This is a genomic window from Chitinophaga pinensis (assembly GCF_007896845.1).
In the GTDB taxonomy this organism is placed as follows: Bacteria; Bacteroidota; Bacteroidia; order Chitinophagales; family Chitinophagaceae; genus Chitinophaga; species Chitinophaga pinensis_C.
On sequence record NZ_VOHS01000062.1, the window covers coordinates 1 to 26,939 of the forward strand.

A 26,939-nucleotide genomic window follows, 5' to 3' on the forward strand; every position below is an offset into this window, starting at 1 on the left:
CCGGGATATACCAGATGTAGGCTAATTCGTCGGCATGTGTAGCGGGGGCGCCATTCTTAGGTTGTTCAAACGAATATAGCCATACATTTTTGCTGTTGGCGGCAAGGGCTTTGGTCAGCCGGAATGTATGTAACTGATACATGTAACGGCTTAAAGTAATTATCGCGGCATATCCTTCGGACGGTCCTGTATACTTTTCCATGCAGCATAGCTGGTATTGTAATTATCACCAAACCAATCGCTCAGTGAGGCTGAATCAGGTTATACAAGCGTCGGTCCATATTCATGAAAGGATAGCTTCCGCTTTGTTGGTACCTGACAGCACCCTTATTTTTTATCGGATGTTTGTTTACATAGGCAAGTGCATCTTCTTTGATGATAAGGCCGGCTGTCACGGACCAAGTAATTCGTGCCCTTCGGGCCACCCAATATCTTTGCCTGTGCGGGATCAGCGTTGTGGGAGGTAATTGCAGCAATGCTGCGGATCACTGATACCCAGCGTATCCATCAGTCTTTGCCGGATGGCTTTCGCAGTAGTGATATCCCGGATACAGTTTACCGAGCCGCTTCCAGTATCAGCTGACGAAAACTGTTCTTCGCCGCAGGCGCCACCAGTAAAGCAGAGATTAGTTTTGCACAGCGGATTCACCCATGACACTCACCCTTGAAGGATCACCACCGAAAGCACGATATTTTTCTGATCCATTGCAGTGCCATCATACAATCCTGCAGACCGTTGTGCCTGATGTTTCGTAACCGGGTATATCGCACCATATACATGAAGCCAAATACACCCAGCCGGTAATTGATCGTGATACAGATGATGCTGTCTTTATCTGCGAATGCATGTCCGTTCATACCCATACCACTGCCGCCAGTCATACCGCCTCCGTGGACCCATACTACAACGGGCATCTTTTTAGCAGGTTGAACAGCAGGGTGTAAAGGTTAAGTGTCAGACAGTTTTCATCTCCCATACACCCTTATTATCTCGTTATATTGTGCAGCAGGCGCGCCGAAATTTGTGCAGGATAAGGTGTCCTTCCATACCGGCATTTCAACAGGTGCTTTGAAGCGCAAACTACGACAGGTGGGGCTGCATAAGGAATACCTTTAAAAACGAAAACATTCTTTTCAACTGCACCGCGCACATAACCGCGGTTTGTCTTGATTACAGTAGTGGACTGAGCAGAAAGTGTAAGCGCTGGCAACAGGCACAAACAGGCAATGAGCGTACGCAACGAGGAAACAATTCATCATAATATCAACGGTTAGTATCGCTCAAAATAAGATATGTTTTGGTAAATAGGAAAAAAAAAAGCCGCCATCATTGCTGACAACGGCTGGTACGCAACAATATAAAGATATCAGCTCAGTACACGACCAAAACCATCACCATAGATCAACTTCTGTGACTCATTGATAATCTCGTGCGGAGAGCCAAATGAGATGGCGCTGGCTTCATTCAGTCTGCCGATTTCTTCTTCACTGAGGCTTACCTGTAATGAATCAAGGTTATCCTGCAATTGCGCCAGATTACGCGGACCAAGAATCGTTACGGTAGACAGTTCTTTAGGTTGATGACGTTGACGTAACCATGCGAGTGCAACGTGCAGCATCTTTGCCTGATGTGTATTGGCAATATCAGCCAGTGCATCAAGGATACGCGTTTCACGGCTGCTGCTTTCGCCTTTACCAATAAACCACCCCAGGCAGTCTGGCGGTTATCTTTGTCAGTGGAAGCAGTACGATACTTACCAGTGAGTGTGCCGCCTGCGAGTGGCGACCAGAAGGCAACACCCAGACCATGCGCCTGCGCCATCGGTAAAAGATCTCTGTCAGGCGTACGTTCGATCAGGTTATATTCAACTGTATACCAACGATAGGAGACCATCCCGGAGATCGGCCAGAAGAGCGGCATTGGCTATTTTCCATGCAGGATAGTTGGAAAGTCCGGCATAGAGTATTTTCCCATCTCTTACCAGATCATCAAAAGCACGGACCAGTTCTTCCAGTGGGGTATGCTGGTCATCCAGATGCGCCCAGTACAGATCCAATCTATCTGTCTTCAGGCGCTTCAGACTTGCTTCTACTGCACGGACCATGGTCTTGCGACTATTACCGGTGGTCAGCAGGGTAGTGCCACCCATGCTGAATTTGGAAGCTAATACAAGATCATCTCGTTTATCAGCAATAAAACCAGATAAGAGTTCTTCCGATTCTCCTACCTGATAACCATCAGCTGTATCAATGAAGTTCCCACCGGCAGCTACGTAAGCATCAAACACTTTCTTTGATTCTTCCGGTGAGGCACCATGTCCCCAGCGGGTACCAAAATTACCTGTTCCCAATGCAAGTTCTGACACACGCAGACCCGACTTCTTTCCGAAGATTTTATAATTCATAAATGAGTTTTTAACTTTTAGTAATGTCTATATAACGATCGGTATATAAAAGTGTAAAAAAATTTAATGTAGGGAAATGCCGTGGACGGTCTCTTTGGCAGACGTGAGGATTACATCCAGAAAGACGGGATTCTGTGTGGCTTTGCCTATCAGAATAGCGCCTTCTATTAAGGCGATAATGGTGAGTGCTGTTTTCTGTGCGTCGGTATCTTTTTTAAATTCTTTAGCCGTGATACCTTTTTCGATGAGGGTGACGAGATCCTGTTTCCATCTCAGCAAGCCATCAGCTGCTCTTTTTCTCAGGCCATCATGGGTGTCATCTGCTTCTACGGCGGTGTTCATCATGGGACAGCCGCCAATACTACTATCCATACTGCCATAATATACAGTGATATTGGCCAGTATTTTTTCCTTATTGGTATCACACTTGTCCATAGCACTGTTAATGGCCTGTCTTAACCTGAGCAGGTTATAGTCAAATACGGCATAGGCAATCTGCTCCTTATTTTCAAAGTTGCCATAAATACTGCCCTTTGTCAGCCCGGTTGCCTTCTCCAGGTCCGTAATAGAAGTGCCGGCATATCCCTGTCTGTTCATCAGGTTAGCTACCGATTCTATAATGAATTGTCTGGTCGTTTCGGATCTCGGTGTGAATTTCATGATGCAAATATAACGATCGGTATATGATAATTGTGTAACAGAATTGTCATAGTTATCCGGGTAGGAACAGGCGGTAACCAAGGGAGTGGATAACATTGTATAGTCAGATAGTTGAGAAACGCCAGAAATAGGGAATGATGATCAGGAAATAACTGGCAAAGGCTGGCAGTGCATAAATAAGAAATGTAAGATAAATAAATCGGGCCGCAGGGATCAGGAGACAATCTCCATGGCCATGTTTAATAGTTTACTGAGTGTACGCCGTAATCGTTTAGTCAGGGTTGTGAATAGGATATAACCGATCTCTTTCCCTAAGAAACACCAGTCATTGCTGCGCCTGTTGGTCTCATCGCTGAAGTGCGGGCACAGGAACAGTGAATGAATAATAAGCCTTTATTACACAATTATTTACTATCTCTCAAAAAATAAACCGGAACTATGATGCAATTATGAAATCAATTTAATAATTTTAATTGCAATCGATTGCCTTTTTATTACATTTGTAACTGAAGATCTATAATATATTCTGTAGAAGAGCTATTCCCTGAGACCAAAATCGACATCCAATTAAATCATTCCACGCATCATGACAGATTCAATAAACATAACAAGCATTAATAGCAGCTCCTGATATGCAAACGTTTGCATTCCCGGGACGGAATGCCTTTTGCTATGCCGGCAAGCCACCGGCACAGGACTTTTATTGCCTTCACCATTCATTTATTCCACGATCATGACTAATTCAACAAACACAGCAGGTATTAATAGCAGCTCATAATATGCAAACGTTTGCATTCCCGGGACGGAATGCTTTTGCGCTATGCCGGTAGACCATCGGCACCGGCCTTCTATTGCCTTTACCTAAACACACAATGTGATGATTAATTATTTACCTCCTCCAAAGGGAACGGGAGACGATGGCTGCATGCCAGAAGTATCCTGCACGCCCTTATCCTCACCGCAGGATCCATTACAAGTGCCACAGCGAACAATGCTCCGGGGACTGTTTACATGTATTTTCAGGACAATGGTACTCAACAGCAACAAACGATCAGCGGACAGGTAACTGACGCAGGCAATCAACCTTTGCCAGGTGTCAGTGTGTCACTGAAAGGCGCCTCTACAGGTACCGTAACCAATGCCAGCGGTCATTATACCCTAAAAGTGAATACGACGAAAGGGACACTCGTATTCTCTTCTATGGGCTACACAAAGAAAGAAATGGCTTTCTCCGGTGCTGCCAGTTTAAATATCATACTGGAATCTGATCAGAAAGCGCTGGGCGAAGTCGTGGTAGTCGGCTACGGCACACAAAAGAAAGTAAATATGGTGGGTGCCGTATCTGCTATTAAAGTAGATGAAAAAATCACCAGCCGTTCCCTGCCTAACACTTCTTCCGCATTATCAGGGCTGGTACCCGGCCTCTCCGTTACACAAAATTCCGGTATGGCAGGAAACAATTCCTCCAGTCTGATCATCCGTGGTCTCGGTACCGTGAATAATAGTAGTCCGCTGGTGGTCGTAGACGGTATGCCCGATGTAGACATCAACCGTATCAACATGAATGATATCGAGAGCATCTCCGTACTGAAAGATGCTACCTCGGCTTCTGTATATGGTTCAAGGGCGGCCAACGGAGTTATTCTCATTACTACCAAGTCAGGCAAAGGACAGAAAAAGACGACAATCAATTTTTCTGGTGGTTATGGGGTGGAAGTACCCACACGCTCCTATGAATTTATGGCTGACTATGCAAGGGCTTTAACCCTGCACCAACGTGCTGCGGCAGTCAATACACTCCGCTCCAATTATAACTTTAAAGATGGCACTATTGACCAGTGGATGGCGATGGGCATGATAGACCCTTTACGCTATCCTAATACGGACTGGTGGGATGTCATACTCCGCGAAGGTGTGATACAGAACTATAACCTGTCAGCATCCGGAGGCACAGAGAACTCCAATTTCTTCATGTCTCTTGGCGTAATGGATGAGAGAGGTCTTCAGGTCAATAACGACTACAAACGTTACAATGCCCGTTTCAACTACGATAATAAACTGCGTAAGAATATGAATGCAGGGCTGCGCTTCAACGGGAACTGGTCAAAATACCAATATGCACTGGCAGACGGGTATACTGATGATGATGCCTCCAATACGGCCGGATTCGACCTGCAGTATGCGATCGCCGGTATTACACCTTATGACCCCATAAGTGGTTACTATGGTGGTGTAATGGCTTATAACGAAGATCCGCAGGCATACAATCCCTACACGGTTTATCAAAACATGCTGAACCGGCAGAACAGACAGGAAGCCAATACCACCGCATATCTGGACTGGGAACCGATAAAAGGGCTGACCGGCCGCGTCGATTATACCCTGAATTATTACAACCAGTTTCGCTGGAATGCCAACAATCCCAACCGTGCCTACAACTTCCAGACAGTGAGTTATGGCAGTCGTGTATATGTAGGTGACAACGCCGGTATCGGTAACTTCACCAATACAGGATACAAGACCATGCTGAATGGTCGTATTACCTATCATAAAACATTTGGTGTCAACCATGATTTTACCGCTTTAGGTGTATACAGTGAAGAGTTCTGGTATGATCGTTATCAGGGTACCTCGAGGAATGACAGGTTGTATCCTACACTGCATGAAGTAGATGCTGCTCTGACGGATATACAATCGACCGGTGGTAACTCCAGCACAGAAGGCTTACGCTCCTATATCGGCCGTATCAACTATACCGCTTTTAATAAGTATCTCTTTGAAGCAAATTTCCGTTATGACGGATCTTCCCGTTTCCTGCCGGGACAACAGTATGGTTTCTTTCCTTCTGTTGCCGTGGGCTGGCGTTTTACAGAAGAAAAGTTCATTAACCGCCTGACCCGTCGCTTCCTGAGTAATGGTAAGTTCCGTGCCTCTTACGGCGGATTGGGCAACAACTCCGGTGTCGGTCGTACCGAGCAACAGGCAACACTGGCAGCCAGTCATTATATGATCGACGGTACCATTGCAAAAGGTTTTGTGAATCAGAAGATGGTGAACAGAGATCTGTCATGGGAGTCTACCCGTGTACTGAACCTCGGTCTGGACCTGGGTTTTGTAGACAATCACCTGACAGCTGAAATCGACTATTATAATCGTCTTACTACAGGCATGAACCGTCCTTCGGAGATGTCCGTACTGCTGACCGGCGCCTATAATGCACCTCGTAAAAACATCGGTGACCTGCGTAATCAGGGGATTGAGTTAAACCTGACCTGGTCTGACAGAGTAGGGCAATTGAGTTATGGTATCAATCTGAACGGTTCTTATAATATCACAACCCTTGAGAAATGGAATGAATTCCTGAGCAGAGGCTGGACCTTCCTGAATATGCCGTATCATTTCCTGTATACCTATGAAGATAAAGGTATCGCACAAACCTGGCAGGATGTATATAATAATACGCCGCAGGGCGCCTCTCCGGGTGACCTGATCCGTAAGGACCTGAACGGCGACGGACGTATTGACGGAAATGACATGAAAGCCTATCCCAATACCCAAAGGGACAGACCGACTACTATTCTTGCCCTGAATACAACTTTCTCGTGGAAAGGCATTGACCTCGGTTTCCTTATCACCGGTGCTACCGGCCGTAAGGACTACTGGATCAACAACTACAATAATATCAATTTCGGCGCACAGCGTTATGCATCCACCTGGGATCACTGGAATAATCCGTGGTCAGTAGAAAATCGCAACGGCGCATGGCCAAGACTCAGCGGTAGCAATAACCGTGTAGAGACTACTTTCTGGTTGGATGACCTGAGTTATATCCGTTTCAAGAATGTGCAGCTAGGGTATAATCTCCCTAAACAACTGCTTGGCAGAATCGGATTGAATAATTGCCGTATTTATTGTTCGTCCGAAAACCTTTTCACTATTACCTCCTTCCGTGGTCTGGATCCTGAGTTGAATGGCAACAGGAGCAACGCTTATCCGCTGAACAGGACTTATGGAGCGGGATTGAACATCGGCTTATAAAAGACATTACTATGAAGCAGACTATTGTTAAGATATATATCGCAGGGGCACTGTTAGTGGGTGCTCTCCTGCATACCGGTTGCGTAAAAGACCTGCTGGACAGAGAGCCGGCTACGGAACTGGGCACCGGTGCTTTCTGGAAATCAGAAGCAGATGCCACCTATGCCCTGATGGGCGCTTATGCGGATATCCGTCCGCTTTTTGACCGTGACTATTATTTCGACGGACAAGCAGAATACCTGCGCGTCAGAGGTACCAGTACTGCCAGTGGCAACCTGCAGAAAGGAGATGCTTATAATGGCGGGGATTATAGTCCGTCGGGATATGGTGACAACTTCGACAAAATGTATGAACGCCTATATGGCGGCGTACACCGTGCTAACTATGTCATCGAAAATGTACGCAAGATGCTGCCTGCGGCCAATGGTACCGCACTGGTACAACTGGAACGTATTGTTGGCGAAGCACGTCTGTTGAGGGCCATGGTCTATTTCAGGCTGATCTCTATGTGGGGCGATGTGCCTTACATAGATCACGTGATCTTTGATAATGCGGAGGTGGCTGATCTTACGCGGACTCCTATCACACAAGTAAAAGATTCCATTATAGCTGACCTGACCTATGCCTTTGAAAAACTCCCGGTGAAGGCCCCCGAGATTGGCCGTGCCTCCAAACCGGCGGCACTGGCCTTCCGGGGAAAAGTACAGTTGTACTGGGCCTGCTGGAATACCTATGGATGGCCTGAACTGGATACTTTTCAGCCCGATGCGGCGCAGGGTACGAATGCTTACAGAGAAGCGGCTGCTGATTTTAAGAAAGTCATCAATGATTATGGATTGAATCTCTTCAGGGGGGGTGAGCCGGGTGAATGTGATGTATTGGGTAAAGCAGACAAACTGCCGAACTATTACTATCTATTTACGCCCGTGGCGAATGGAGATCCTGAAATGATAATGGCTTTCAGTCATGGTGGTACCGGTACTAATCAGGGAGAAGAGCTGATGCGTGATGTGGCTGGTCGTTCGCATGAAGGCTCACAATGCTGGGTATCTCCACGGTATGAGATCGCAGACCGTTATCAGTCTACGATTACCGGCGATTTCGCAGATAAAATGATCCCTATGAATCCTGCAAATAATGCAGCTGCGAGAACCACTTTGAATTCAGCTGTCAATCCGCAGACTTATACCAACCGCGATTATCGTATGAAGTCTTCTATTATGTGGGACTATGAGATCAGTGTGGGTATGATCTCACTGAAATCAACCGGATGGGTTCCTTTCATTTATCGTACCTGGAATCAGCCGGTTACTATTGATGGAGGGAGTTATATCACTTACAATACCGACGGTTGTAACTCCGGATATGTGTTAAGGAAATTCCTGCGGAATACTGCCGGATTGGGACGTAGCGACGGGACTTATAATTTTCCTGTGATGCGGCTGGCAGATGTATTCCTTATGTATGCAGAAGCGACGAATGCAGTGGATGGTCCGCAGGGAGATGCGATCGCGTTACTGAACAGGATACGTCACAGAGGTAATCTGCCCGCTTTAGGTGCTGATAAAACTGCGAGTAAAGAAGCCTTCTTTAATGCAATAGAACAGGAGCGTATTGTAGAGTTGTTTGGCGAAGGGCATCGTGCTTTTGACCTCCGCAGATGGAGGGCCATCGAAAGGGTCTGGAATCCGCCTTATGGCAATGGTGTATGGCGTATAGATACCTATGGCGCACAGATGACCCGCTATTTCCAGAATGTCTCCGAAAGAGAGTATCAGCAATGTTACATCTTCCGTATTCCACCGGGAGAGCGTAACCGGAATCCTAATCTTACACAGAACACACCATGGCTTTAATCCTTCAATCCACAACGATGAAACACTATTTAATCATCATATTATTACTCATTTCCTGCAGCTGGATAGGTTGTCGTAAAGAAACACCTATTGATGAAGATGGGCTGCTGATCACTACCCGCGCGGAGTGTTATGTCAGTAATTTTGAATTATTGGGTGCAGATTTTCAGACAGTACGCACGAAGAACGCGGTGATCGACACAATTGCCTGCACAGTAGACGTGACTGTTTTTTATGGTACAGACCTGAAACACCTGTATCCGCAGTTTACGCTGGTGACAGATGCCAAGCTGGACCCGAAGATCACCGGATTTACTGATTTTTCCGATCTGGCCAATCCGAGGACTTACAGCGTGATATCCGGAAACAGACAGGTGAGAAAGACCTATAAGGTAAATGTGACCGTACAGCCCAGATAGTATTCACACTTAAACATTACACGAATGAAAAGTTATATCATGTCTTTGCTGGGGCTGTGTCTGCTGATGACCGCCTGTAAGGACAAGGAATATGCCATCCCGGAGGCAAAGGATGCCTTGCAGAATGATTGCATCAAGCGTACACTGGGGCCTAATGTGGCAGGATTAAATATTGAATTTGCTTATGCCATTGCCTTGCCCGCAACAAGGGGTAAGATCGTTTCGGCACAGGTGGAAGCCTCCATTGCGGGAGAAGCGACGACCTACCTTGAGCACAGGTCCTATTACACCAATGGTAGCGGAGAGGATGTGGGGGTAGCCATAGGAGATCCTTCTGTAAATGAAGGTAATGTCACGAAGGTGAATTTCACCAAAGACACGAATGCGGTGACCCTCCGTTATTTTTATGTGATTCCAAAGTCCGCACAGGGAAAGGAAGTCCGTTTTACCTTCTCTGCAAAAAGCAGTAACGGAGAAACGATCTCCTATGCGATGGGACCTTACAGGATCTCTAAAATGGACATGGTGCTTGATCTGCCGGTAAAGAATGCAGATGCCTGTTTTATTTCTGTAGCAGATATGGCCGTGTATACAGAAAAAGATGCTCCTGCGAATGCAGACAAGATTGACCTTGTATATCTCTATCGTGCTATCAGCGGTATTTCTTTTAATCACGCATTGGTATCACCGGGTGCCGGCGCGGAATACTTACCCGATATCACATTGCCACCGGGATTGAACCGGGTGACGAAGATCCGGAAAACGTGGAACCTGCGTGATTTTCACCTTGCACGCCTGCAATATGGTGTTTATATCGATGATCTGGATTTCGAGCAACTGGATATGACGGGATCGCCTGATTACGTTATTAATCTGAAGTCGGAGGCGGGTGCATGGGTAGAGACTGCTGACGGTAAGTATCGTGCCTATATTTACATGAATAAAGTGGAGGATAGTAAGAAGAGTGCGACTATCAGCATGAAACGTTATACGCTTAAATAATAAATGCCGTTATGAAAATGCCTGTTTTTTATGCCGGGACCTTATTGATGCTGGGGATGATTATCTGCCTGTATAGTAAGGCGGCACAGTTGCCACCGCAGACCTACCTGCTCAAAGGGCAGCAGCTGCTGGATACAAAGGAGAAGATCGCAAAGAAAGATCCCGCCATGCAGCAGGCGTTGCTTGCCTTGTTGAAGATAGCGGATCAGTCGCTGCAGAACGGGCCTTATTCGGTGGTATACAAAACGAAAGTGCCACCCAGTGGTAATAAACACGATTACATGAGTGTAGGCCCTTACTGGTGGCCTGATTCTACGAAAGCCGACGGATTGCCCTATATCCGTAAGGATGGGCAGGTCAATCCGGAACGATATGCCATTAAGGATGATGAGTACCAGAATGCTATTTCACGCGATGTATATTACCTCGGACTGGCATGGTTCTATACCGGTAAAACGGAGTACGCCAGACATGCGGCAGGCCTGCTCCGGACCTGGTTTCTTGATACAGCCACCAATATGCATCCGCATCTGAATTATAGTCAGGCGATACCCGGCATTACAGCAGGCCGCGGTATCGGCCTGATTGATACCCATAATGTAACCATGCTGCTGGATGGGATTCAGTTACTGAAAGATTCAAAAGCGCTTTCGGCGGCAGAATATAAACGGATACAGGACTGGTACCGGGCATTCCTGCAATGGATGCGTACGAGTCCGATCGGGCAGGACGAGGCGGATGAACTCAATAATCACGGTACCTGGTATGATGTGCAGCAGGTGGCGATCGCTTTATTCACCGAACAACCGGCGCTGGCAAAGCAAATGCTGGAAGAGCAGACGAAAAAGAGGATCGATGTACAGCTGGAAACGGATGGTCGTCAGCCGAAAGAGCTCGCCCGGACCTTATCATGGAATTATTCCCTGTTTAATTTGCGGGCTTTCTTTGAACTGGCACTACTGGCAGAAAATGTACAGGTGGATCTCTGGCATTATGAGACGCCGGCAGGTAAAAGTCTGCAGAAAGCCTATCGCTGGTTATTGCCTTATGCTACCGGCGCCAGCCAATGGACTTATCCGCAGATAAAGGCAAAACATGATGAGGAATTTCTGGAACTATCGGAGGTGGCTGCCCGAAAATATCCGGATCTTGACCTCAGCGCCCTGAAAGTGCAGCACAAAGACTACCAAAATGACTTATTATTGCTGACGCACTGGGCGTACTAAAAAAAACAGCGTTATGAAAAGATGGATTGTTTTAACCTGTATGCTGATGGTCTGTTATGGCAGATTATCGGCCCAGCATCTCCTGAGTGGCCATTATACACAGGCTGAACTGGCCGCCAAACTGATCCCGCAGGCACAATGGATGCCGTTCCCGCGCACCACGGACCGGGAAGGTTGGGAGAAGGCGGATGCCGCTATAGGAGAAGCGGTTATAAAAAAGCGGAAGGCTATATAGACTATGATTGGCCCTCTATCCCGGCTACCAAATCCCTGTTGATCATCCGTACAGGCAACCGCAGCGAGTATCAGGACATTGCCAATAAAAGGAGGGAGGTGCTGGCCACCTTGCTCATGGCAGAACTCTATGATAATGAAGGCCGTTTTATTGACCCTATTATCAATGGCGTCTGGTCCGTCTGCGAAGAGTCCTTTTGGGGCGTACCTGCGCATTTGCCGGGTTCCTTCAAAGGACTGATGGACGTATCTCAACCTTTCGTTGAATTGTTCTCAGCAGAAACAGCCACGCTGTTGTCGTGGGTAGATTATTTCCTCGGACCACAGCTCGATGCCGCTTCTCCACAGGTCAGAAAACGGATCTATTATGAGACCAATAAACGCATCTTTGAACCGCTGATGAATAAACCCCATGGCTGGATGCACGCTTCCGCAAATGGTAGAAGGCCCAATAACTGGAACCCCTGGATCTGTTCCAACTGGCTGAATGCGGTGTTGTTGTTAGAGAAGGATGACACTAAAAGAACTGCCGCCGTTACTAAAATATTAGGCGTGCTGGATGAGTTTCTGGGTCCTTATCCTGCGGATGGCGGTTGTGATGAAGGTCCCGGTTACTGGGGAGCAGCGGCTGCCTCTTTATATGATAATGTGGCTATGCTGAATCTGGCGACTAATCATGCTTTCGATTATGTATATAATGATAAGAAAGTCGGGGAGATGGGTAAGTTTATTTACCGTGCCCAGATCAGTGAACGGTATTTCCTTGACTTCGCGGATGCCGATCCACAGCCCAGAATGGCTGCTGGTATGATTTATCGCTTTGGAAAGGATATCAAAGATCCTGCGATGATGCGTTTTGGCGCATGGTATCTGAAAGATGAAAATCAGGCGTCTGTAGGGGGCTATCATTTCTTCCGGCACCTGTTTGCCATCTTTATGCAGGATGAATTCAGACAGGCGGAAAAGGGGCTGGCATTGCCCGCGGATGTATGGTGGCCGGATCTGCAGGTGATGGTCGCAAGGGATAAGGAGGGGAGTACGAATGGATTCTTCGTGGCGGCAAAAGGCGGTAACAATGATGAAAGTCACAATCACAATGATATAGGTAACTATGTGGTGTATTATGATGGTTTACCGGTATTGATCGACATCGGGCGGGGTACGTATACTGCCAAAACGTTCAGCAGTAAACGCTATGATATCTGGTATAACCGTTCTGACTATCATAATGTGCCGAGCGTCAATGGTTACCAGCAGTCGGCCGGACCACAGTACAAAGCTACTGAGGTGATGTATAAGCGAAGTCTGACGGCTGCGGGTATGATGATGGATATCAGTGCGTCTTATCCGGAGGCGGCAGGTATCGAAAGATGGCAGCGCAATATCCGGTTGGCGAGAGGAAAGCAGGTATATATAGACGATGTTTTACAGTTGAAGAAAGATGGTATTGTGACGGAGCACCTGATGACTTGTTATCCGGTGGAGGTATTGAAGCCCGGTGTGCTGGTCATCCACAGAAATGAGGGGAATGTACGGAAGGACTTTTATTTGCGGTATCCGGCGGACCAGCTGGAGGCCAGTATAGAAAAAGTGCCGTTACTGACCGAAGAAGATGGTGGTGTAAAGCAGAAATGGGGCGAGAATATCTACCGGATTAATCTTAATGGGGCCAGTATTAAGGCGAAGAGCAAACTGGGTTTTACGATAGGACTACAATAGGACCCGTTTATAAAAATACAACAGCCTGTATATACACATATACAGGCTGTTGTATTTTTAAGAGGATCATATAATACGAATGCCCCCGACGATCAGGGGCAAAAAAAAGCCGGCAGGTTTTGGTGAAATATAGACATATTTCACGTGCCCCGCCGGGTTGCATTAATTCACTATGACTACTTGTTATGATTACACTCTTTACTATTATTTACCAGTTAATCCGGCTAATTTCTCGGATAACTGCGTCCCTTTGATATTCCTTGAAACAATATTGCCTGATGCATCAATTAATACGTTTTGCGGAACCGCATTTATGTTATAAAGTTCAGCGACTTCATTTCTCAGGAATTTCAGATCGGATACATTGTAACCGCTCATTTTGTCATCTGCGATTGCCTGTAACCATTGCTCTTTACGTTCGTCGAGAGAGACATTGATTACTACCAGATCTTTCTGGTTGTAAGGCTTCACGATTTGTTTCAACTCCTGGTTGTCCATTCTGGAGGTAGCTGACCAGCTGGCCCAGAAGTTCAGGATTACTACCTTTCCTTTGAAGGAAGAGAGGGCAATTCTGTTACCATCGGTGTCTTTCTGTCCGAAGTCAGGAGCCGGTGCACCGATAGCGGTACGTTTGGATGCCTGTATCCTCTTTTCGAAAGCTTTACCTTTTGTAGAGGTTCTTGTTTTCTCAATCAGTGCGTTGAACAGTGGTTCAATCTCACGGAAATCGATAAAGTTACCAGCGTATTCTTCCAGAATATCCAGAGTGATGTACATATCATTGTGCTGCTGGATAAATTCTTTCATGTGCTGTTTCCGGTTTGCCATTGCAGCGCGGAAATGCTCCATATAAGCTCTCTTTGCTGCCAGTCCTTTTTCAGTCACGTCATTTTGAAGCGTGTTAGAAGATTCTGCAGTCAGCAATGACAGCTTTTCTTCTGCATCTTCCATGGACTTCAGATATACATCATAGTCATCCTGTGACTTAGATCCATTCGAAGTGAAGTTTGCAATGCTTTCATCAGATGTCACCCACACGATTGATCCTGGCTCTACATACAGATGTGCAATATCATTTGCACTAAAGAATGTCTGGTGTTCGCCATCTCTGCTTACTGTCAGCAAAGCGTTGGTCGGATATGCAACAGGTTTCTCGAAAGCGAAATTCCCGTTGTCAACATCGGCAGAATCGAAAACAGTCTTACCATCATAAGTATAGCCGATATATACTTTCGCCGGTGCTTTTAATCTTCCTAGCTTTCCCTTGATCTGAAACGATTGCGACATCGCTGGCATCGCCATGCAGCAGGCCGCGAGAACCGTTAAGCATCTGTTCATCTGTTTTACCTTTATTGTTGGTTACACGAATTATCTAAAGTCTATCCAAAATTTAAACGCGAACTATTTTGAACGAACCTCTGCTTATAAGACAACATTTAAATCACGATATGCGTACAAGGGTTTAAAATTTTTTTTAAAGTATATGAATTAGATTTTTGACTTTTCAGATATTAAAAGTATCTCAAATACGGTGTGCAGATATACCTAACTGATTTATTCTATGTGTTTTATGAGAAGAGTAAAGAGGGCGAAAAAATGAGAAAATGAATTTTGGGATCAAAACGTATATTTTTATAAATATTTGATAGTCAACAAGAAAAAATTTTTAAAAAATCTTTTTTAATAGCTGGCTGTCAGGCGCGCGAAGGGTAATAAAATTAAATTGGTTTTAAATATAAAAAATTGTTAAATTGTATCAAGAACGCGAACCATTTTTAATTATCTAAAGCATCTATCCTATGAACAAGCGTGCATTATACCTTGTACTGACGGTCCTTTTTGTACTGACATCACTGGGCAATCTCATCGCCAGCCCGGAAAATGGCAGAAAAGGTTTTACAGAAATCGGTCATCAGACAGATGGTAACTACTACTACACTTTTTATGCGGACCTTTCTAAAGATCCCAATGCAATAGCTTATATACAGGTGCAAAAAATTCCACCGGAGAAATACTACAACTTGATAATTTTAAAGGCAAGGTGCTTTTCGGTAAACCGTTATTCAGCATCAAAGACAAAGCAACTGTTTCCTTTTACGACGGTTCCAAATTGGTTTCAAAAGATCTTACCGGTGTAATCGAAGGAGGTGTTAAACCCTGATCATTTTTTCCGTGAGCATATATACTGTCTGGAGCTCTGTTAAATTATAACAGGGCTCAGGCTGTTTTCAGGCATTACCGCTATAGCGGTAACGGATCGTCATGGCTTGTCGGGGAGATGCATAAGTGGTTGAAAAATATAACATAATTCGACCAAACAAAAAAAAGCTAAATGCATTGGGATTTTCGTAATCTGCCGAACCAAATTCAACGTTATAACAGACCGGCTTCTGAGAAACCCTGCTTAAGAGAAAAAATGTATCTGACACCCAGTAGTTGACCTCCGTGACAGGGAACCACAACGAACATTTATCTGTTAAGTTAACAGAGAGGAATTAACACGTATCGACCAAAATCACAAAACAGGCCATGACTCTGTAGCTTTTTTAACTATCATATCTAAATCGCACAAGCTATGCTTCTACCCAAAACCGGCTTGCTTGTATTGCTATTTTTATGCAGTACACTAGCCTTATTCGCGCAGCAAAACATCTCTGGTAAGATCAAAGATGCTGTGAGCGGGAAACCCATTCCCGGCGTTACAGTCAGAATACAGGGCACCAACAGGGGAACCATCTCGGATGCCACGGGTGCTTATTCATTGTCCGTTCCCTCCGGCAATGCCACGTTACTGGTGACCTTCACAGGTTATAAGACACAGACCATTAAAGTAAGTCCGGGTACTAACGTTGGTGACATCACCATGGAGGAGGACTTTGCCAAACTGGATGAGATCGTGGTGACAGGTCTTGCTACAAGCGTAAAACGTAGTAATCTGGCCAATACAGTGGTCACCATTAACGCTAATCAACTGGCTGGTACCGCGCCTGCACAGACCTTTGACGCCGCCCTGAGCGGTAAGGTACCGGGTGCTTTGATCACTGCTAATTCCGGTGCACCGGGTGGTGGTATCTCTGTTAAAATGAGAGGTATTACCTCTGTATTTGGTAACTCCCAGCCTCTGTACGTAGTAGACGGTATCTTCTTCAACAACAGCAGTATCCCTGCTGGTCTGAATGATGTTACCGGCGCCGCTACAGCAGGTAACCCCAACAATCAGGATAACCCTTCCAGCCGTATCGCTGACCTGAACCCCGCAGATATTGAAAACATAGAGATCCTGAAAGGCGCCTCCGCTGCTGCCTTGTATGGTGCGAAAGCAGCAGCAGGTGTGGTAATCGTAACGACCAAAAAAGGCCGTGCGGGTAAAACAAAAGTGAGTGTAAATCAGGAAACCGGCTTTGCCAAAGTAAGACACCTTATGGGGGTACGTACATTTGACGCTGATAAAGCCGCAGATCTTGCCGGTGCCGCTGACAACCCTGATCCGGTTGTACAACAGCGTCGTCAGGCTTACAGAGATCAGTTCAATGCCGCCGCATCCGCCGGTAAAATATATGACTACGAAAAAGAAATGTACGGCGAAACCGGTCTGATACTGAATACCGGTCTTTCCATCAGTGGTGGTAATGAGAAAACGACATTCTATATGTCCGGTAACCGCAGACAGGAACACGGGATCGTAAAGAATACCGGCTATTTTAATAACTCCGCCCGTCTTAATATCGACCATAAACTGTCAGATCGTATCTCCCTGGGTGTTACCATGAGTTATATCCACTCAGATGCGGACAGAGGCCTGACCAATAACGATAACAACGGCGTGAGCTTTGGTGTGGCCCTGTCATCTACACCTACTTTCGTGGACCTGTTCCCGAATGCATTAGGTGAATATCCACGTAACCCGTTTGCGGCTTCCAATCCGCTGGAAACACGTGATAAAATGACTAACAACGAAGTCACCAACCGTTTTGTAGGTGGTTCCAATCTGGAGGTCCGTTTACAGCAAAGCGAGCATTCTTCGACTAAGTTTATCGGTCGTGGTGGTGTGGATTATTTCAACTATAAGACCGCTGCCTTATTCCCCCGCGATCTGCAGTTTGAAGAGAATGCCCTGCAAGGTCACTCTATACAGGGTAATACCAATAACACCAATACGAACCTCGGTGGCTTCCTGACCAATACATTTACGCCCAATGAAAATATCAGTCTGACCAGTACTTTGGGTGCCACACTGGAAACAGGTTACATGGATAATATTGTTACGGCGGCAACCAATCTGGTATCCGGACAAAGTAATCTGGACGCCAGCGCCAATACAACGACCCGCCAGTTCAGACAGAAATACCGCGACAATGGTCTCTTCCTGCAGGAAGACCTCTCTTTACTGGATGCGATCACATTGAGTGGTGGTGTACGTTTTGACCGTTCTACCAATAATGGCGATTATAAGAAATACTACGTATTCCCTAAAGGCGCCGTGTCATGGAACATCGCCCGCATGAAATTCTGGGATGTGAAAAGTATCCAGAGTCTGAAACTGCGTGCTGCCTATGGTCAGTCAGGTAACGTACCGCCTTACGGCAGTAAGTTCACCGCTATGCTGGGTAGCAATATCGGTGGATTACCGGGCGTTCTCGTAGACAACCTGCTGGGTAACTCAGATATTAAACCAGAACGTCAGTCGGAGTTTGAAGCAGGTCTGGACCTCAGTGTACTGGACGGCCGTATCACACTGGAGGCGACCTATTACAATAAACAGATTCAGGATGTATTGCTGCGTCATGCATTACCCGGTTCTTCCGGTTATGCGAATGAGTGGAAGAACAGTGGTGACCTGAGAAATAAGGGTATTGAACTGGGGCTGACAGTAATCCCTATCAATACGAAAACAGTGAAATGGAGTTCTACTATCAACTGGTGGCGTAACCGCTCCAAAGTAACCAAATTGCTGATACCGCCTTATGCGATCGGCGCGTTTGGTAACTCACTGGGTACTTTCTATCTGGAAGAAGGTGAACCAGCTACACAGATTAAAGGTACGGTGGGCAGTGAGCTGAAACTGATCGGTAACTCCGAGCCTAAATTCCAGATGAGCTTCTTTGATGAACTGACTATCCTGAAAAATATCTCCATACGCTTCCTGATCCACTGGAAGAAAGGCGGAGATAATATCAACCTGACACAGTTGCTGACCGATCTTGGTCAGACTTCATTCGACTATGACGATATCCTCCATGGTCAGAAGGCTGGCGTGTACCGTACCGGTGCAGGTGATGCTTCTATCTATGTACAGGATGCCTCCTATGTACGTATCCGTGAGATCGGCGTTTATTATAATGTGCCGCTGCGGAATACCAATATCATCAAAGGAATTCGTCTGGGAGTGTCAGCTAATAACTTTTTCACATGGACCAGTTATGTAGGATATGATCCGGAAGTGTCCAACTTCGGTAGTAACACCATCACGACCTCTACCAGCCGTGGTAGTAACGGTCTGTCTACCGGTGTGGACGTAACGCCTTTCCCTGCCTCTAAGAGAGGTAGCTTCCATATTGGCGTTGATTTCTGATCATTTTTCCATCTGTTAAAAATTATTTCATATGAAGAACTATTGCTCAATTATAACTGCCGCTGTTGTACTCTTCCTGATGGGCGCCTGCCAGAAGGGACCGATCGACAGTCTGAATACGCCGGTCGTAGGTACTATCTCCGGCAATCCGACCAGAAGCGATTTGTTTAATCTGGTCACCGGTATTGAATCAGGGATGCGTATCAACTACGCGGGCTATCTGGACGGTGTTGGGGTGATAGGTCGTGAGATCTATCGTTTCTCCGGTTCTGAACCACGTTACACGACAGACCTGCTGGGTGGTGGTACCAGAATACTGGATAATAACACCTTTTATCTGACCAATCCATGGGGCTCCCGTTATCAGGTGATGAGACAGTGTTTCATCCTGCTGGATGCCACGAGGAATGCACGTACTGAGATCGCTTCAGATGTACAGAAGAAGGCGTTTTCCGGTTTTGCGAAAACCGTTATCGGCTATCAGCTGCTGCTGAATATCAATATGACTGATTCCAGTGGCGCCCGTATTCCGGTGCCTAATGGCGCCGCCCCTGGTGCTGTTATTACGGATCCGGCAATTGTACTGGACTCCGTACTGAAATTCCTCGACGAAGGACAGACGGACCTGACGGGATCGACTGTGATGTTTCCGTTATCAGACGGATTTGCCGGCTTCAAGGATGCGGCCGGTCTGTTGAAATTTAACCGTGCATTAGCTGCCAGAGTGCATATTTACAGAAAGGAATGGGCGGAGGCACTGACTGCCCTGAATGGCTCTTTCTTTGATCTGAATGGTGCGCTGAATACAGGTGTCTTCCATTTCTTCTCTACCAATGGAGGTGACATTGCGAATACCATGTATCTGGCGCCGAATACCAATGGTGAGGTGAGGGTTTCACATCCTTCTTACGCTGCGAATATTGTCCCTGGTGATGACCGTCTGGCGAAAACGGCCCTGCGTAATTCACCCATCAGTCAGAATGGTCTGACAGGTACACGCGATGTGGTAATCTGGAGTTCACTGAATGCACCGATCAGCATCATCCGTAATGAGGAGCTGATCCTGATCTATGCGGAGGCCAAAATTCAGAGTGGTGCCTTACCGGATGCTATTGTTGCACTGAACCGCATCCGATCATTGCATAATATGACGCCATATGCAGGTGCCATCACACCGGCTGCCCTGATCACAGAATTGCTGTATCAGCGCCGCTACTCATTATTTATGGAAGGACATCGCTGGGTAGACCTGCGACGCTATAACTTACTCGGGACGCTGCCCAAAGACAGGCCCGATGACGATGTGTGGACGCGGTACCCATTGCCGCAGAATGAGAGCAATCTTTGATGTTTTGTTTAGTCAGAAAGGGTACTCGTCAAGAGTACCCTTTTGCTTTTCTCCCCCAATGCTTCTGTCAGTTCCCCGTCATTATTGCTTATCATGTGAGATAATTTCCCGATTGCGTAAACCGTTCCCTTTTCGTCATAGGAATTTTGTGACTTTAATACTTTATCAACCACAAATAAGGGGAATGACAAGATTTCTATTTTTTATCAGCTTCTTAGTACTGTCTGTCAATTCAATCTATGCACAACAAAACGTAGGTACTATCAGAGGTACGATTACGACCAGCGATGGTAAACCGGCCTCCAATGTGACCATCCGGATTGAAAAGTCTAAGTGGGGAGGGATCAGTGATGAAAATGGAACATTCAGTATCAGTAACGTAAGACCGGGCAACTGGCAGGTAAAAGCGACAGCTGTAGCTGTTGAAAGTCAGGAAAAGACAGTCACTGTTACAGCAGGGCAGACTGTTCAGCTGGATTTTATCCTCAAAGAGAACTCAGCACAACTACACGAGATTATCGTTTCATCCTACAACCGTAATAAAGAGAATCGTGTAGTGGCTAAAATGCCACTAAAGAACCTTGATAATCCGCAGGTATACAGTACTGTTTCTGCTGAGATCATGAAACAACAGGGGATCGTCAATTATGATGACGCATTACGCAATGTGCCAGGTATCAGCCGTACCTGGGAATCAACCGGCAGGGCAGGAGATGGCGCTGCTTATTTTGCACTCAGGGGCTTTGAAGCACAGCCCTCCCTCATCAATGGTTTGCCGGGTCTGACCAGTGGCAATCTGGATCCTGCGGACATAGAAGAGATTCAGGTAATTAAAGGGCCTTCCGCAACCCTTTTTGGCGGTTCTTTTTATGCGTATGGTGGTATGATCAATACCATCACTAAAAAGCCTTATTTCGATTTCGGCGGAGAAGTAGGTTATAGCTTTGGTAGTTTCGGATTACATAGGGTGACGGCTGATGTAAACGTACCGCTGAGCAAGAAAGTAGCGATGCGTATCAATACCGCTTACCATTCTGAAAAGAGTTTTCAGGATGCCGGTATGAAGAAATCCTTCTTCCTTGCTCCCTCTTTGACCTATAATGCCACAGACAGATTATCTTTTCAGGTAATGGCAGAGGTACTGGATGAAAAAAGAGCAGTTGCCCCTGTATTCTTTCATTCGGACAGGGCCACACCCTTGCGTTATAAGACGATCAGTGAGCTGAATCTGAATAATTATCTCTCATTTACCAGTAACGAACTGACCATCAAAAACCCCCGTTATAATATTCAGGCGCAGATGCTATATAAATTATCTGATAAGTGGAATTCTCAGACAGTGGTTTCCAATGGCCGGGTAAAATCAGATGGTATCTATTCCTATATATGGGATGACGCGGCGGGAGATGAATGGTACGACCAGTATTTCCATAACGAAAACCAACGTACCAGTACCCTCGATATTCAGCAGAACTTCAATGGTGATTTCAAGATCGGTAAACTGCGCAACCGTTTACTGATCGGGGTAGATTACTTCCGCAGACATGTAGTAGATAAAGGTTCGGGATGGGCCGCCGGCAGATCTGTAACCGCACAGGGAGATGTACGTTATTATGCAGATCCATGGAGTGGTGATACGATTGGTCCTGTCGCATTAACAAAAATGCGATCAATAACCTGTTGTCCGGTACCGGCAACTCCAACAGCAATATCTCCAATAGTTCTTATAGTGCCTATTTTTCAGATGTCCTGAACATTACGCCGGGACTGATGGCGATGGTGAGTCTGAGAGCGGACTATTTTGATTCAAAGGGAGAAAAGGATACGAAGGACGATGATTTTAACCAGTTCGCCCTGTCACCTAAATTTGGTCTGATCTATCAACCTATATTGAACAAATTGTCGGTGTTTGCCAATTACATGAATGCTTTTATTAATGTGGAGCCACAGCAGGTATCGGATGAAAACGGGGAAAATCCACATGTGAAATCTTTCAAACCGGAGCATGCGAATCAGCTGGAATATGGTGTAAAGGCCAATCTGCTGGAGGATAAATTACATGCTACATTCTCCCTATACGACATTACTGTGAGCAACAGGGTCGTACCTGACGCCACCAATCCGAATAACGTTGTGCAAGGCGGTAAAGTAGGCAGTAAGGGTTTTGAACTCGAGATCAATGCGACCCCGGTAAAAGGACTGGATCTGATAGCAGGTTACAGCCATAATAGTACTAAGGTGAAAGAAGGTGCGCCCAATGATTTCTATTCCCAACCAGGTCGTGCACCCGGTGGACAGGGACCCGGTGAGCTGGCGAATGTATGGGCGAATTATCGCTTTACGCAGGGGCCATTGAAGAATTTCGGTCTGGGTATCGGTGGTAACTACGCCAGCCGGTATAAAGTGATCGATAACAGCGAAACAGGGGATTTTTATCTGCCCAACTATGCCTTGCTGAATGCAGCAATATCTTTTAATTCGAAACATTTCAGGGTTTCCCTGAATGTAAACAATATCACAGACAAGGAATATTATATAGGCTACTGGTCTGTCAATCCGCAGCGTCCGCGGAACTATACGGCAAACTTTGCGTATAAGTTCTGATGAACAGCAGGGAATAATAAAAAACGGCGTAAGAGGTATTCTTACGCCGTTTTTTATTGCCATATATCCTTATTTCGGATAATTGGTTGTGATATGATATTTGTCTTCCATATCCCAAAGTCTGGCGCCGCCTTTGATGCCCTCCTTGTTTGTGAAGATATAGATGTTGTCATCCAGCGGAATGGTCAATTCGTCGGCACTGCCACCACCTATATATAAACGATCGTAGTTAAACACCGTTTTGAGGATCTGTAGCACCTTTTCCATCCTTTTGTTCCACTTTTCCTTACCCTCTTCTTCAAGGGCCTTATTACCGATGTATTCATCGTAATCATGCTCTTTGGTGACAGGGTGGTGCGCCAGTTCGAGATGGGGCAGCAGATACCCGTCTATCAGCAGGGCGGTACCGAAGCCGGTGCCCAGAGTGACGGCCAGTTCGTAGCCTTTGCCGCTGACAACACCCAGCCCCAATTGATCTGCATCATTGACGAGGCGGACGGGCTTCTTTAGCAGATCAGCGATCTGCTGGCCGAGGTCGATATCTTTCCAGTTGGGATTACCCAGGTTGGGAGCGGTATATACAATACCGTTGCGCACATAACCGGGGAAACCGACGGATATCTTGTCATAAGCCGGCATGTCTTTGACAAGTGCTGAAATCGTCTCTAAAACATCTTTCGGCTTTGCACCTTTGGGAGTAGGCAGTCTTTTATATTCCATCTGCCATTCGCCTTTGCTGTTGAGGATAGTGCCTTTGATATGGGAACCACCAACATCTATAGCCAGTATGTGATCGGATGATGCCATTGTGTTGCGTTTGTTTGGTGATGCCGGTAATGTCACAAATACTGGGCCTGTCTTTTGCTACTGATAGTTAAGCGGTGGAAAATCATTATATTAAAACTAAAAGAAAATGCAATATGACAGAAAAAGAGACCACGAGATGGTGATGTCATGTCTGACAGAAGATGTACTCTGGGAAATGCCGGGATTTACCAGCTGGCAGGCAAAGGCGCATTTGACCGGGAGATGGAAGATGACGCTTTCGAACCGGATCCGGAGATTTTCGTGACAAGACTGATCGAGGAAGACAACATCGTTGTAGCGGAAGGAAAGGTCTTATCAAAAGAAAAGATGGCAGTACGCTGGAAGCCGCCTTTTGCGATGTATTTCATATGGAAGGAGGTAAGATCCGGCAACTCACCAATTATCTGATGGAAAAGAAACAGGAACTGGCGGCCGACCATTAAACAGTGTATACTTCATTACTTGCCGGCGGCATTTTTTTTACTGACCTTATCTTATTGTTTTAACATCACATTAACCGGGGAAAAATCCCCGTTAACACCGTATTAACTAATTTAAATTGCATTATCCTTATCATTGTGCCCATTAAAACTCAGTAGGCAAATTTCATGTGAATCATTAAAAGCAAACCCCCAATGTTTCGGTTATGTGATGTTTCTATTGAACGATTTGTGTGTATCCCTTATTATGGTACCCCTTCTATTTGCGTGTTAAAATCCACTTCATGAGTAAGTATGCAATTGCTTTACTATCGTTGTTATCTATTGCCGGAATCATTAAGGGCTGCATAGGCAGTGATGAAGAGGGTAATAAACGGACAAAAGCCGAACCACCTGCGGCAGCGAAGAAAATAGATAAGATCAACTTCTTTATGGAAACATCGGCAGTATGGCCGGTTATTTACAGGGTTCAACTGATTCAGAAAGAGAATCCCTAACCTGCTGGTGAATATCGAAGGAAAGATTGACTCCGGAAACTGAAGCTGCACAACTTTATATAGCAGATTCTATTGTTCCTTTCAATGGTTCTACGCAGCAGTTTATCAATGCTATCTCAGTAGAGCATCCGGCAAAGAACAAGAGTTCAGAAATGCACAGGATCTTTGAAATGATCGCCCGCATACTGACTCTAATGACATCTCCTCTTTGTGTCAGATTGTATATTGTCTATTCTGACGAAGTTCTTCGCAAGAAAGGCAATGAAAATATCAACAGGATAAGCAGCGGGAGAGCTGAAAGCTACCATGACAAAGTCCTTTCTTGACCTCAACAAGCATAAGCACATGTGTGCAATGGTCTATGGGTTCAACTCCAACTTCGTCGGTAACTATACACCTATCAGAATAAGGTCATTCCCATCAGGGGAGATGTGTCCCGGCCGTATTATTGTGGGTGATCGGCAACAGAGAATTACTGTCACATTTCAATGATCAGCTGAATGAGCTGGAAAGTCTGCAGCCCTATACGATGGCGATGGATTTTGGCTTATTCGGAGAGCCGGTAAAAGGGGGGAACATCCTCTTTAATTATCTGCGAGAGGGCGATTGGTCAGTTGGTGAAGATGGTCTTGAAGATGTAAGCGCCTCCGCAAAAAAACCTTGTGTGTTCGCCATTGCCACCGATCTTTCTTCATTGCCACCATACGCAAAAGATACCACTTATCTGCGGCAGCATCTGGAAAAGAAGTCCGGGAATCTGGACTACAGTATCGAAAAGATCCTGCTGGCCAAGAATATAGACGTCGGAAAACTTAAGACGTCAGAACTTGTCGGGTGCAGAAAGGTACCCATGTTTCGTAGTGAAAATTAATAATGTATACCAGTCGGGGAATGTCAGTCTGCATCTTCCCTTACAATATGATACCTCTTACAGATCCTTATCCATCATGGATGACTCAAAGGTGGCTGATATCAGCGGAAAAACCTTTGCACTGCAACATTTAATAGATGGTGTCAGAGAAGCATACCAAAACAATAATCAGGATTACATTGATATTTCCATACCCATAAAAAAATAATCTGTCATGTTTAGTCTATTGTATGAGCTACTGGGTGGTAAGAATAATAACCCCGTCTATGCATCCACCATCTTCCCTTCTGTAGGACTCTTTACCGTTATTCTGTCTGTCATATTTGCGCTTGTGTTTTATCTGCTGCTGGGCCGCTGGCGGCCTGTATGGGATAAACAGAAACACTGGCTGGTCACGATGGTGCTGCTGGCACTGATTGCCTCGGGACTGGCTTACAGTCAGGCGATAAATGGTACTGAGGATGGAGGGACGCCTATATATTCACCTTCTCCATGATCAATGCACTGTATGCAGTGGTTTATTTTGTACTGCTTTCCCTGCTTTTTAAACGCGCGTCCATATTCGCTAAAAGAACTCCATTTTAATACCTGTATAAATCGTTGTGTATGACAAGGAACATATTTGTTTTCGGTGTTGGCGGCACCGGAGCGAGGGTGTTACGCTCTTTAACGATGCTGCTGGCATCGGGTGTAAAGCTGAACAACACTAACAAGATCATCCCTATTATCATAGATGTGGATGCAAAAAATGCAGATACCAGCCGTACCCTGAAGGCGCTGGAATCATAAACTGATCCGGGCAAAAGGATATGGTGACAGAGAAGATACGCACGAAGGCTTCTTTAATGCCAACCTCAATACCCTGAACTCCATCAAACCGGAAAGCGGGACTACAGAAAAACTGGAAGACTCCTTCCAGTTGCAGTTTGATAATCTCGAGACTTCTTTCATTAAATATATCGATCCTGATGAAGAGCTGATAGGAGACGTGAATATGGACTTTCTGGAAGCTCTGTATGATAATACGCCTTCCGGTCACCCGGACTACAGCCATACAGAACTGAATCTTAGGCTGGATATGGGCTTCAAAGGAAACCCCAATATAGGTTGTGTCGTGTTAATACCTGGCCGGTACCAAAGAATTCAAGTTTGTGATGAAGAGTATCGGAGAGCACGACCGGATCTTTATCATCAGTTCTATTTTTGGTGGTACTGGTTCTTCGGGTTTCCCGCAGCTGGTG

26 protein-coding genes and 1 pseudogene are annotated in these 26,939 nt (G+C 45.9%); 18 read left to right on the forward strand and 9 right to left on the reverse strand.

Annotated features, from left to right (window positions below; translation table 11 throughout):
* The 7 genes and pseudogenes from FEF09_RS27755 to FEF09_RS27780 all read right to left on the reverse strand — a co-directional run.
* The coding region (locus tag FEF09_RS27755) for a carboxylesterase family protein (protein WP_146308113.1) at positions 1-202 on the reverse strand (202 nt) is incomplete at its 3' end.
* A gap of 246 nt (positions 203-448) precedes the next feature.
* Positions 449-649 carry a hypothetical protein gene (locus FEF09_RS27760; RefSeq protein ID WP_146308114.1) on the reverse strand — a complete coding sequence of 67 codons (201 nt, stop codon included), beginning with the start codon at positions 647-649 and terminating at the stop codon, positions 449-451.
* A gap of 23 nt (positions 650-672) precedes the next feature.
* Positions 673-918, reverse strand: a pseudogene (locus FEF09_RS27765) (carboxylesterase family protein); the annotation flags it as partial.
* A 449-nt stretch (positions 919-1,367) separates the two neighbouring features.
* Positions 1,368-1,619, reverse strand: a complete 252-nt coding sequence (locus FEF09_RS32120; protein WP_222597200.1) for an aldo/keto reductase — start codon at positions 1,617-1,619, stop codon at positions 1,368-1,370.
* Complete coding sequence (locus tag FEF09_RS32125; RefSeq protein ID WP_222597201.1) at positions 1,556-1,921, reverse strand: aldo/keto reductase; 366 nt, start codon at positions 1,919-1,921, stop codon at positions 1,556-1,558. The genes FEF09_RS32120 and FEF09_RS32125 overlap by 64 nt, the downstream gene beginning before the upstream one ends.
* Positions 1,866-2,405 (reverse strand): aldo/keto reductase, encoded by a 540-nt coding sequence (locus FEF09_RS32130; protein WP_222597202.1) that lies wholly within the window; start codon positions 2,403-2,405, stop codon positions 1,866-1,868. The genes FEF09_RS32125 and FEF09_RS32130 overlap by 56 nt, the downstream gene beginning before the upstream one ends.
* 63 nt (positions 2,406-2,468) lie before the next feature.
* Positions 2,469-3,065 (reverse strand): TetR/AcrR family transcriptional regulator, encoded by a 597-nt coding sequence (locus FEF09_RS27780; RefSeq protein WP_146308116.1) that lies wholly within the window; start codon positions 3,063-3,065, stop codon positions 2,469-2,471.
* A gap of 1,011 nt (positions 3,066-4,076) precedes the next feature.
* Between FEF09_RS27780 and FEF09_RS27785 the strand changes: the two genes are divergently transcribed.
* From FEF09_RS27785 to FEF09_RS27810, 7 genes are read left to right on the forward strand one after another with little or no spacing between them, the layout of a single operon-like run.
* On the forward strand, positions 4,077-7,103 hold the full coding sequence (locus tag FEF09_RS27785) for a SusC/RagA family TonB-linked outer membrane protein (protein ID WP_146308117.1): 3,027 nt from the start codon (positions 4,077-4,079) through the stop codon (positions 7,101-7,103).
* Between the two features lie 11 nt (positions 7,104-7,114).
* Positions 7,115-8,959: a RagB/SusD family nutrient uptake outer membrane protein gene (locus FEF09_RS27790; protein WP_146308118.1), complete on the forward strand. Its 1,845-nt coding sequence runs from the start codon at positions 7,115-7,117 to the stop codon at positions 8,957-8,959.
* 17 nt (positions 8,960-8,976) lie between these two features.
* Positions 8,977-9,378, forward strand: a complete 402-nt coding sequence (locus tag FEF09_RS27795) for a hypothetical protein (protein ID WP_146308119.1) — start codon at positions 8,977-8,979, stop codon at positions 9,376-9,378.
* Between the two features lie 24 nt (positions 9,379-9,402).
* The gene (locus FEF09_RS27800) at positions 9,403-10,380 is read left to right on the forward strand and encodes a DUF4466 family protein (RefSeq protein ID WP_186774573.1); all 978 of its coding nucleotides are present in this window, start codon (positions 9,403-9,405) and stop codon (positions 10,378-10,380) included.
* Positions 10,381-10,391: 11 nt separating this feature from the next.
* A complete protein-coding gene (locus tag FEF09_RS27805; RefSeq protein WP_261387838.1) occupies positions 10,392-11,606 on the forward strand; it encodes an alginate lyase family protein in 1,215 nt (404 codons plus the stop codon).
* 13 nt (positions 11,607-11,619) lie between these two features.
* On the forward strand, positions 11,620-11,841 hold the full coding sequence (locus FEF09_RS33905; RefSeq protein WP_261387839.1) for a hypothetical protein: 222 nt from the start codon (positions 11,620-11,622) through the stop codon (positions 11,839-11,841).
* 38 nt (positions 11,842-11,879) lie between these two features.
* The gene (locus FEF09_RS27810; protein WP_261387840.1) at positions 11,880-13,559 is read left to right on the forward strand and encodes a heparinase II/III-family protein; all 1,680 of its coding nucleotides are present in this window, start codon (positions 11,880-11,882) and stop codon (positions 13,557-13,559) included.
* A 204-nt stretch (positions 13,560-13,763) separates the two neighbouring features.
* Here the strand turns inward: FEF09_RS27810 and FEF09_RS27815 are convergent, their stop codons facing one another.
* Positions 13,764-14,897 carry a TlpA disulfide reductase family protein gene (locus tag FEF09_RS27815; RefSeq protein ID WP_146308121.1) on the reverse strand — a complete coding sequence of 378 codons (1,134 nt, stop codon included), beginning with the start codon at positions 14,895-14,897 and terminating at the stop codon, positions 13,764-13,766.
* A gap of 461 nt (positions 14,898-15,358) precedes the next feature.
* Here FEF09_RS27815 and FEF09_RS27820 point away from each other — a divergent pair, with 461 nt between their 5' ends.
* The 5 genes from FEF09_RS27820 to FEF09_RS32140 all read left to right on the forward strand — a co-directional run bounded on the left by FEF09_RS27820 (position 15,359) and on the right by FEF09_RS32140 (position 23,083).
* Positions 15,359-15,697: a hypothetical protein gene (locus FEF09_RS27820; protein ID WP_146308122.1), complete on the forward strand. Its 339-nt coding sequence runs from the start codon at positions 15,359-15,361 to the stop codon at positions 15,695-15,697.
* 437 nt (positions 15,698-16,134) lie between these two features.
* Entirely contained in the window at positions 16,135-19,131 is a 2,997-nt protein-coding gene (locus tag FEF09_RS27825) for a SusC/RagA family TonB-linked outer membrane protein (protein WP_146308123.1), read from the forward strand.
* 31 nt (positions 19,132-19,162) lie between these two features.
* Complete coding sequence (locus FEF09_RS27830) at positions 19,163-20,479, forward strand: RagB/SusD family nutrient uptake outer membrane protein (protein WP_146308124.1); 1,317 nt, start codon at positions 19,163-19,165, stop codon at positions 20,477-20,479.
* A gap of 184 nt (positions 20,480-20,663) precedes the next feature.
* Positions 20,664-22,232, forward strand: a complete 1,569-nt coding sequence (locus FEF09_RS32135; RefSeq protein WP_222597204.1) for a TonB-dependent receptor — start codon at positions 20,664-20,666, stop codon at positions 22,230-22,232.
* Positions 22,160-23,083, forward strand: a complete 924-nt coding sequence (locus FEF09_RS32140; RefSeq protein WP_222597205.1) for a TonB-dependent siderophore receptor — start codon at positions 22,160-22,162, stop codon at positions 23,081-23,083. Before FEF09_RS32135 ends, FEF09_RS32140 begins: the two co-directional genes overlap by 73 nt.
* 69 nt (positions 23,084-23,152) lie before the next feature.
* Here FEF09_RS32140 and FEF09_RS27840 read toward each other — a convergent pair whose 3' ends face one another.
* The gene (locus FEF09_RS27840; protein WP_146308125.1) at positions 23,153-23,890 is read right to left on the reverse strand and encodes an ROK family protein; all 738 of its coding nucleotides are present in this window, start codon (positions 23,888-23,890) and stop codon (positions 23,153-23,155) included.
* A 147-nt stretch (positions 23,891-24,037) separates the two neighbouring features.
* Between FEF09_RS27840 and FEF09_RS27845 the strand changes: the two genes are divergently transcribed.
* The 6 genes from FEF09_RS27845 (at position 24,038) to FEF09_RS32145 (ending at position 26,487) form a co-directional block, all read left to right on the forward strand.
* Entirely contained in the window at positions 24,038-24,298 is a 261-nt protein-coding gene (locus FEF09_RS27845) for a hypothetical protein (RefSeq protein ID WP_222597206.1), read from the forward strand.
* A 316-nt stretch (positions 24,299-24,614) separates the two neighbouring features.
* Positions 24,615-24,827 (forward strand): hypothetical protein, encoded by a 213-nt coding sequence (locus tag FEF09_RS27850; protein WP_146308126.1) that lies wholly within the window; start codon positions 24,615-24,617, stop codon positions 24,825-24,827.
* A 26-nt stretch (positions 24,828-24,853) separates the two neighbouring features.
* A complete protein-coding gene (locus FEF09_RS27855) occupies positions 24,854-25,153 on the forward strand; it encodes a hypothetical protein (RefSeq protein WP_146308127.1) in 300 nt (99 codons plus the stop codon).
* 128 nt (positions 25,154-25,281) lie between these two features.
* Positions 25,282-25,698, forward strand: a complete 417-nt coding sequence (locus tag FEF09_RS27860) for a hypothetical protein (RefSeq protein WP_146308128.1) — start codon at positions 25,282-25,284, stop codon at positions 25,696-25,698.
* A 214-nt stretch (positions 25,699-25,912) separates the two neighbouring features.
* Complete coding sequence (locus FEF09_RS27865; RefSeq protein ID WP_146308129.1) at positions 25,913-26,194, forward strand: hypothetical protein; 282 nt, start codon at positions 25,913-25,915, stop codon at positions 26,192-26,194.
* A 110-nt stretch (positions 26,195-26,304) separates the two neighbouring features.
* Positions 26,305-26,487: a hypothetical protein gene (locus FEF09_RS32145; RefSeq protein ID WP_222597207.1), complete on the forward strand. Its 183-nt coding sequence runs from the start codon at positions 26,305-26,307 to the stop codon at positions 26,485-26,487.
* Positions 26,488-26,939: the final 452 nt, after the last annotated feature.

Coding starts and splice junctions, on each gene's coding strand:
- FEF09_RS27845 (WP_222597206.1), top strand. CDS start 24,038: ATGTCTGACAGAAGATGTACTCTGGGAAATGCCGGGATTTACCAGCTG.
- FEF09_RS27865 (WP_146308129.1), top strand. CDS start 25,913: ATGTTTAGTCTATTGTATGAGCTACTGGGTGGTAAGAATAATAACCCC.
- FEF09_RS27850 (WP_146308126.1), top strand. CDS start 24,615: ATGAGTAAGTATGCAATTGCTTTACTATCGTTGTTATCTATTGCCGGA.
- FEF09_RS27805 (WP_261387838.1), top strand. CDS start 10,392: ATGAAAATGCCTGTTTTTTATGCCGGGACCTTATTGATGCTGGGGATG.
- FEF09_RS32145 (WP_222597207.1), top strand. CDS start 26,305: ATGACAAGGAACATATTTGTTTTCGGTGTTGGCGGCACCGGAGCGAGG.
- FEF09_RS27840 (WP_146308125.1), bottom strand. CDS start 23,890: ATGGCATCATCCGATCACATACTGGCTATAGATGTTGGTGGTTCCCAT.
- FEF09_RS27820 (WP_146308122.1), top strand. CDS start 15,359: ATGAACAAGCGTGCATTATACCTTGTACTGACGGTCCTTTTTGTACTG.
- FEF09_RS32125 (WP_222597201.1), bottom strand. CDS start 1,921: ATGCCGCTCTTCTGGCCGATCTCCGGGATGGTCTCCTATCGTTGGTAT.
- FEF09_RS32130 (WP_222597202.1), bottom strand. CDS start 2,405: ATGAATTATAAAATCTTCGGAAAGAAGTCGGGTCTGCGTGTGTCAGAA.
- FEF09_RS32120 (WP_222597200.1), bottom strand. CDS start 1,619: ATGCTGCACGTTGCACTCGCATGGTTACGTCAACGTCATCAACCTAAA.
- FEF09_RS27815 (WP_146308121.1), bottom strand. CDS start 14,897: ATGAACAGATGCTTAACGGTTCTCGCGGCCTGCTGCATGGCGATGCCA.
- FEF09_RS27830 (WP_146308124.1), top strand. CDS start 19,163: ATGAAGAACTATTGCTCAATTATAACTGCCGCTGTTGTACTCTTCCTG.
- FEF09_RS27825 (WP_146308123.1), top strand. CDS start 16,135: ATGCTTCTACCCAAAACCGGCTTGCTTGTATTGCTATTTTTATGCAGT.
- FEF09_RS27790 (WP_146308118.1), top strand. CDS start 7,115: ATGAAGCAGACTATTGTTAAGATATATATCGCAGGGGCACTGTTAGTG.
- FEF09_RS27795 (WP_146308119.1), top strand. CDS start 8,977: ATGAAACACTATTTAATCATCATATTATTACTCATTTCCTGCAGCTGG.
- FEF09_RS27780 (WP_146308116.1), bottom strand. CDS start 3,065: ATGAAATTCACACCGAGATCCGAAACGACCAGACAATTCATTATAGAA.
- FEF09_RS27785 (WP_146308117.1), top strand. CDS start 4,077: ATGTATTTTCAGGACAATGGTACTCAACAGCAACAAACGATCAGCGGA.
- FEF09_RS27800 (WP_186774573.1), top strand. CDS start 9,403: ATGAAAAGTTATATCATGTCTTTGCTGGGGCTGTGTCTGCTGATGACC.
- FEF09_RS32135 (WP_222597204.1), top strand. CDS start 20,664: ATGACAAGATTTCTATTTTTTATCAGCTTCTTAGTACTGTCTGTCAAT.
- FEF09_RS33905 (WP_261387839.1), top strand. CDS start 11,620: ATGAAAAGATGGATTGTTTTAACCTGTATGCTGATGGTCTGTTATGGC.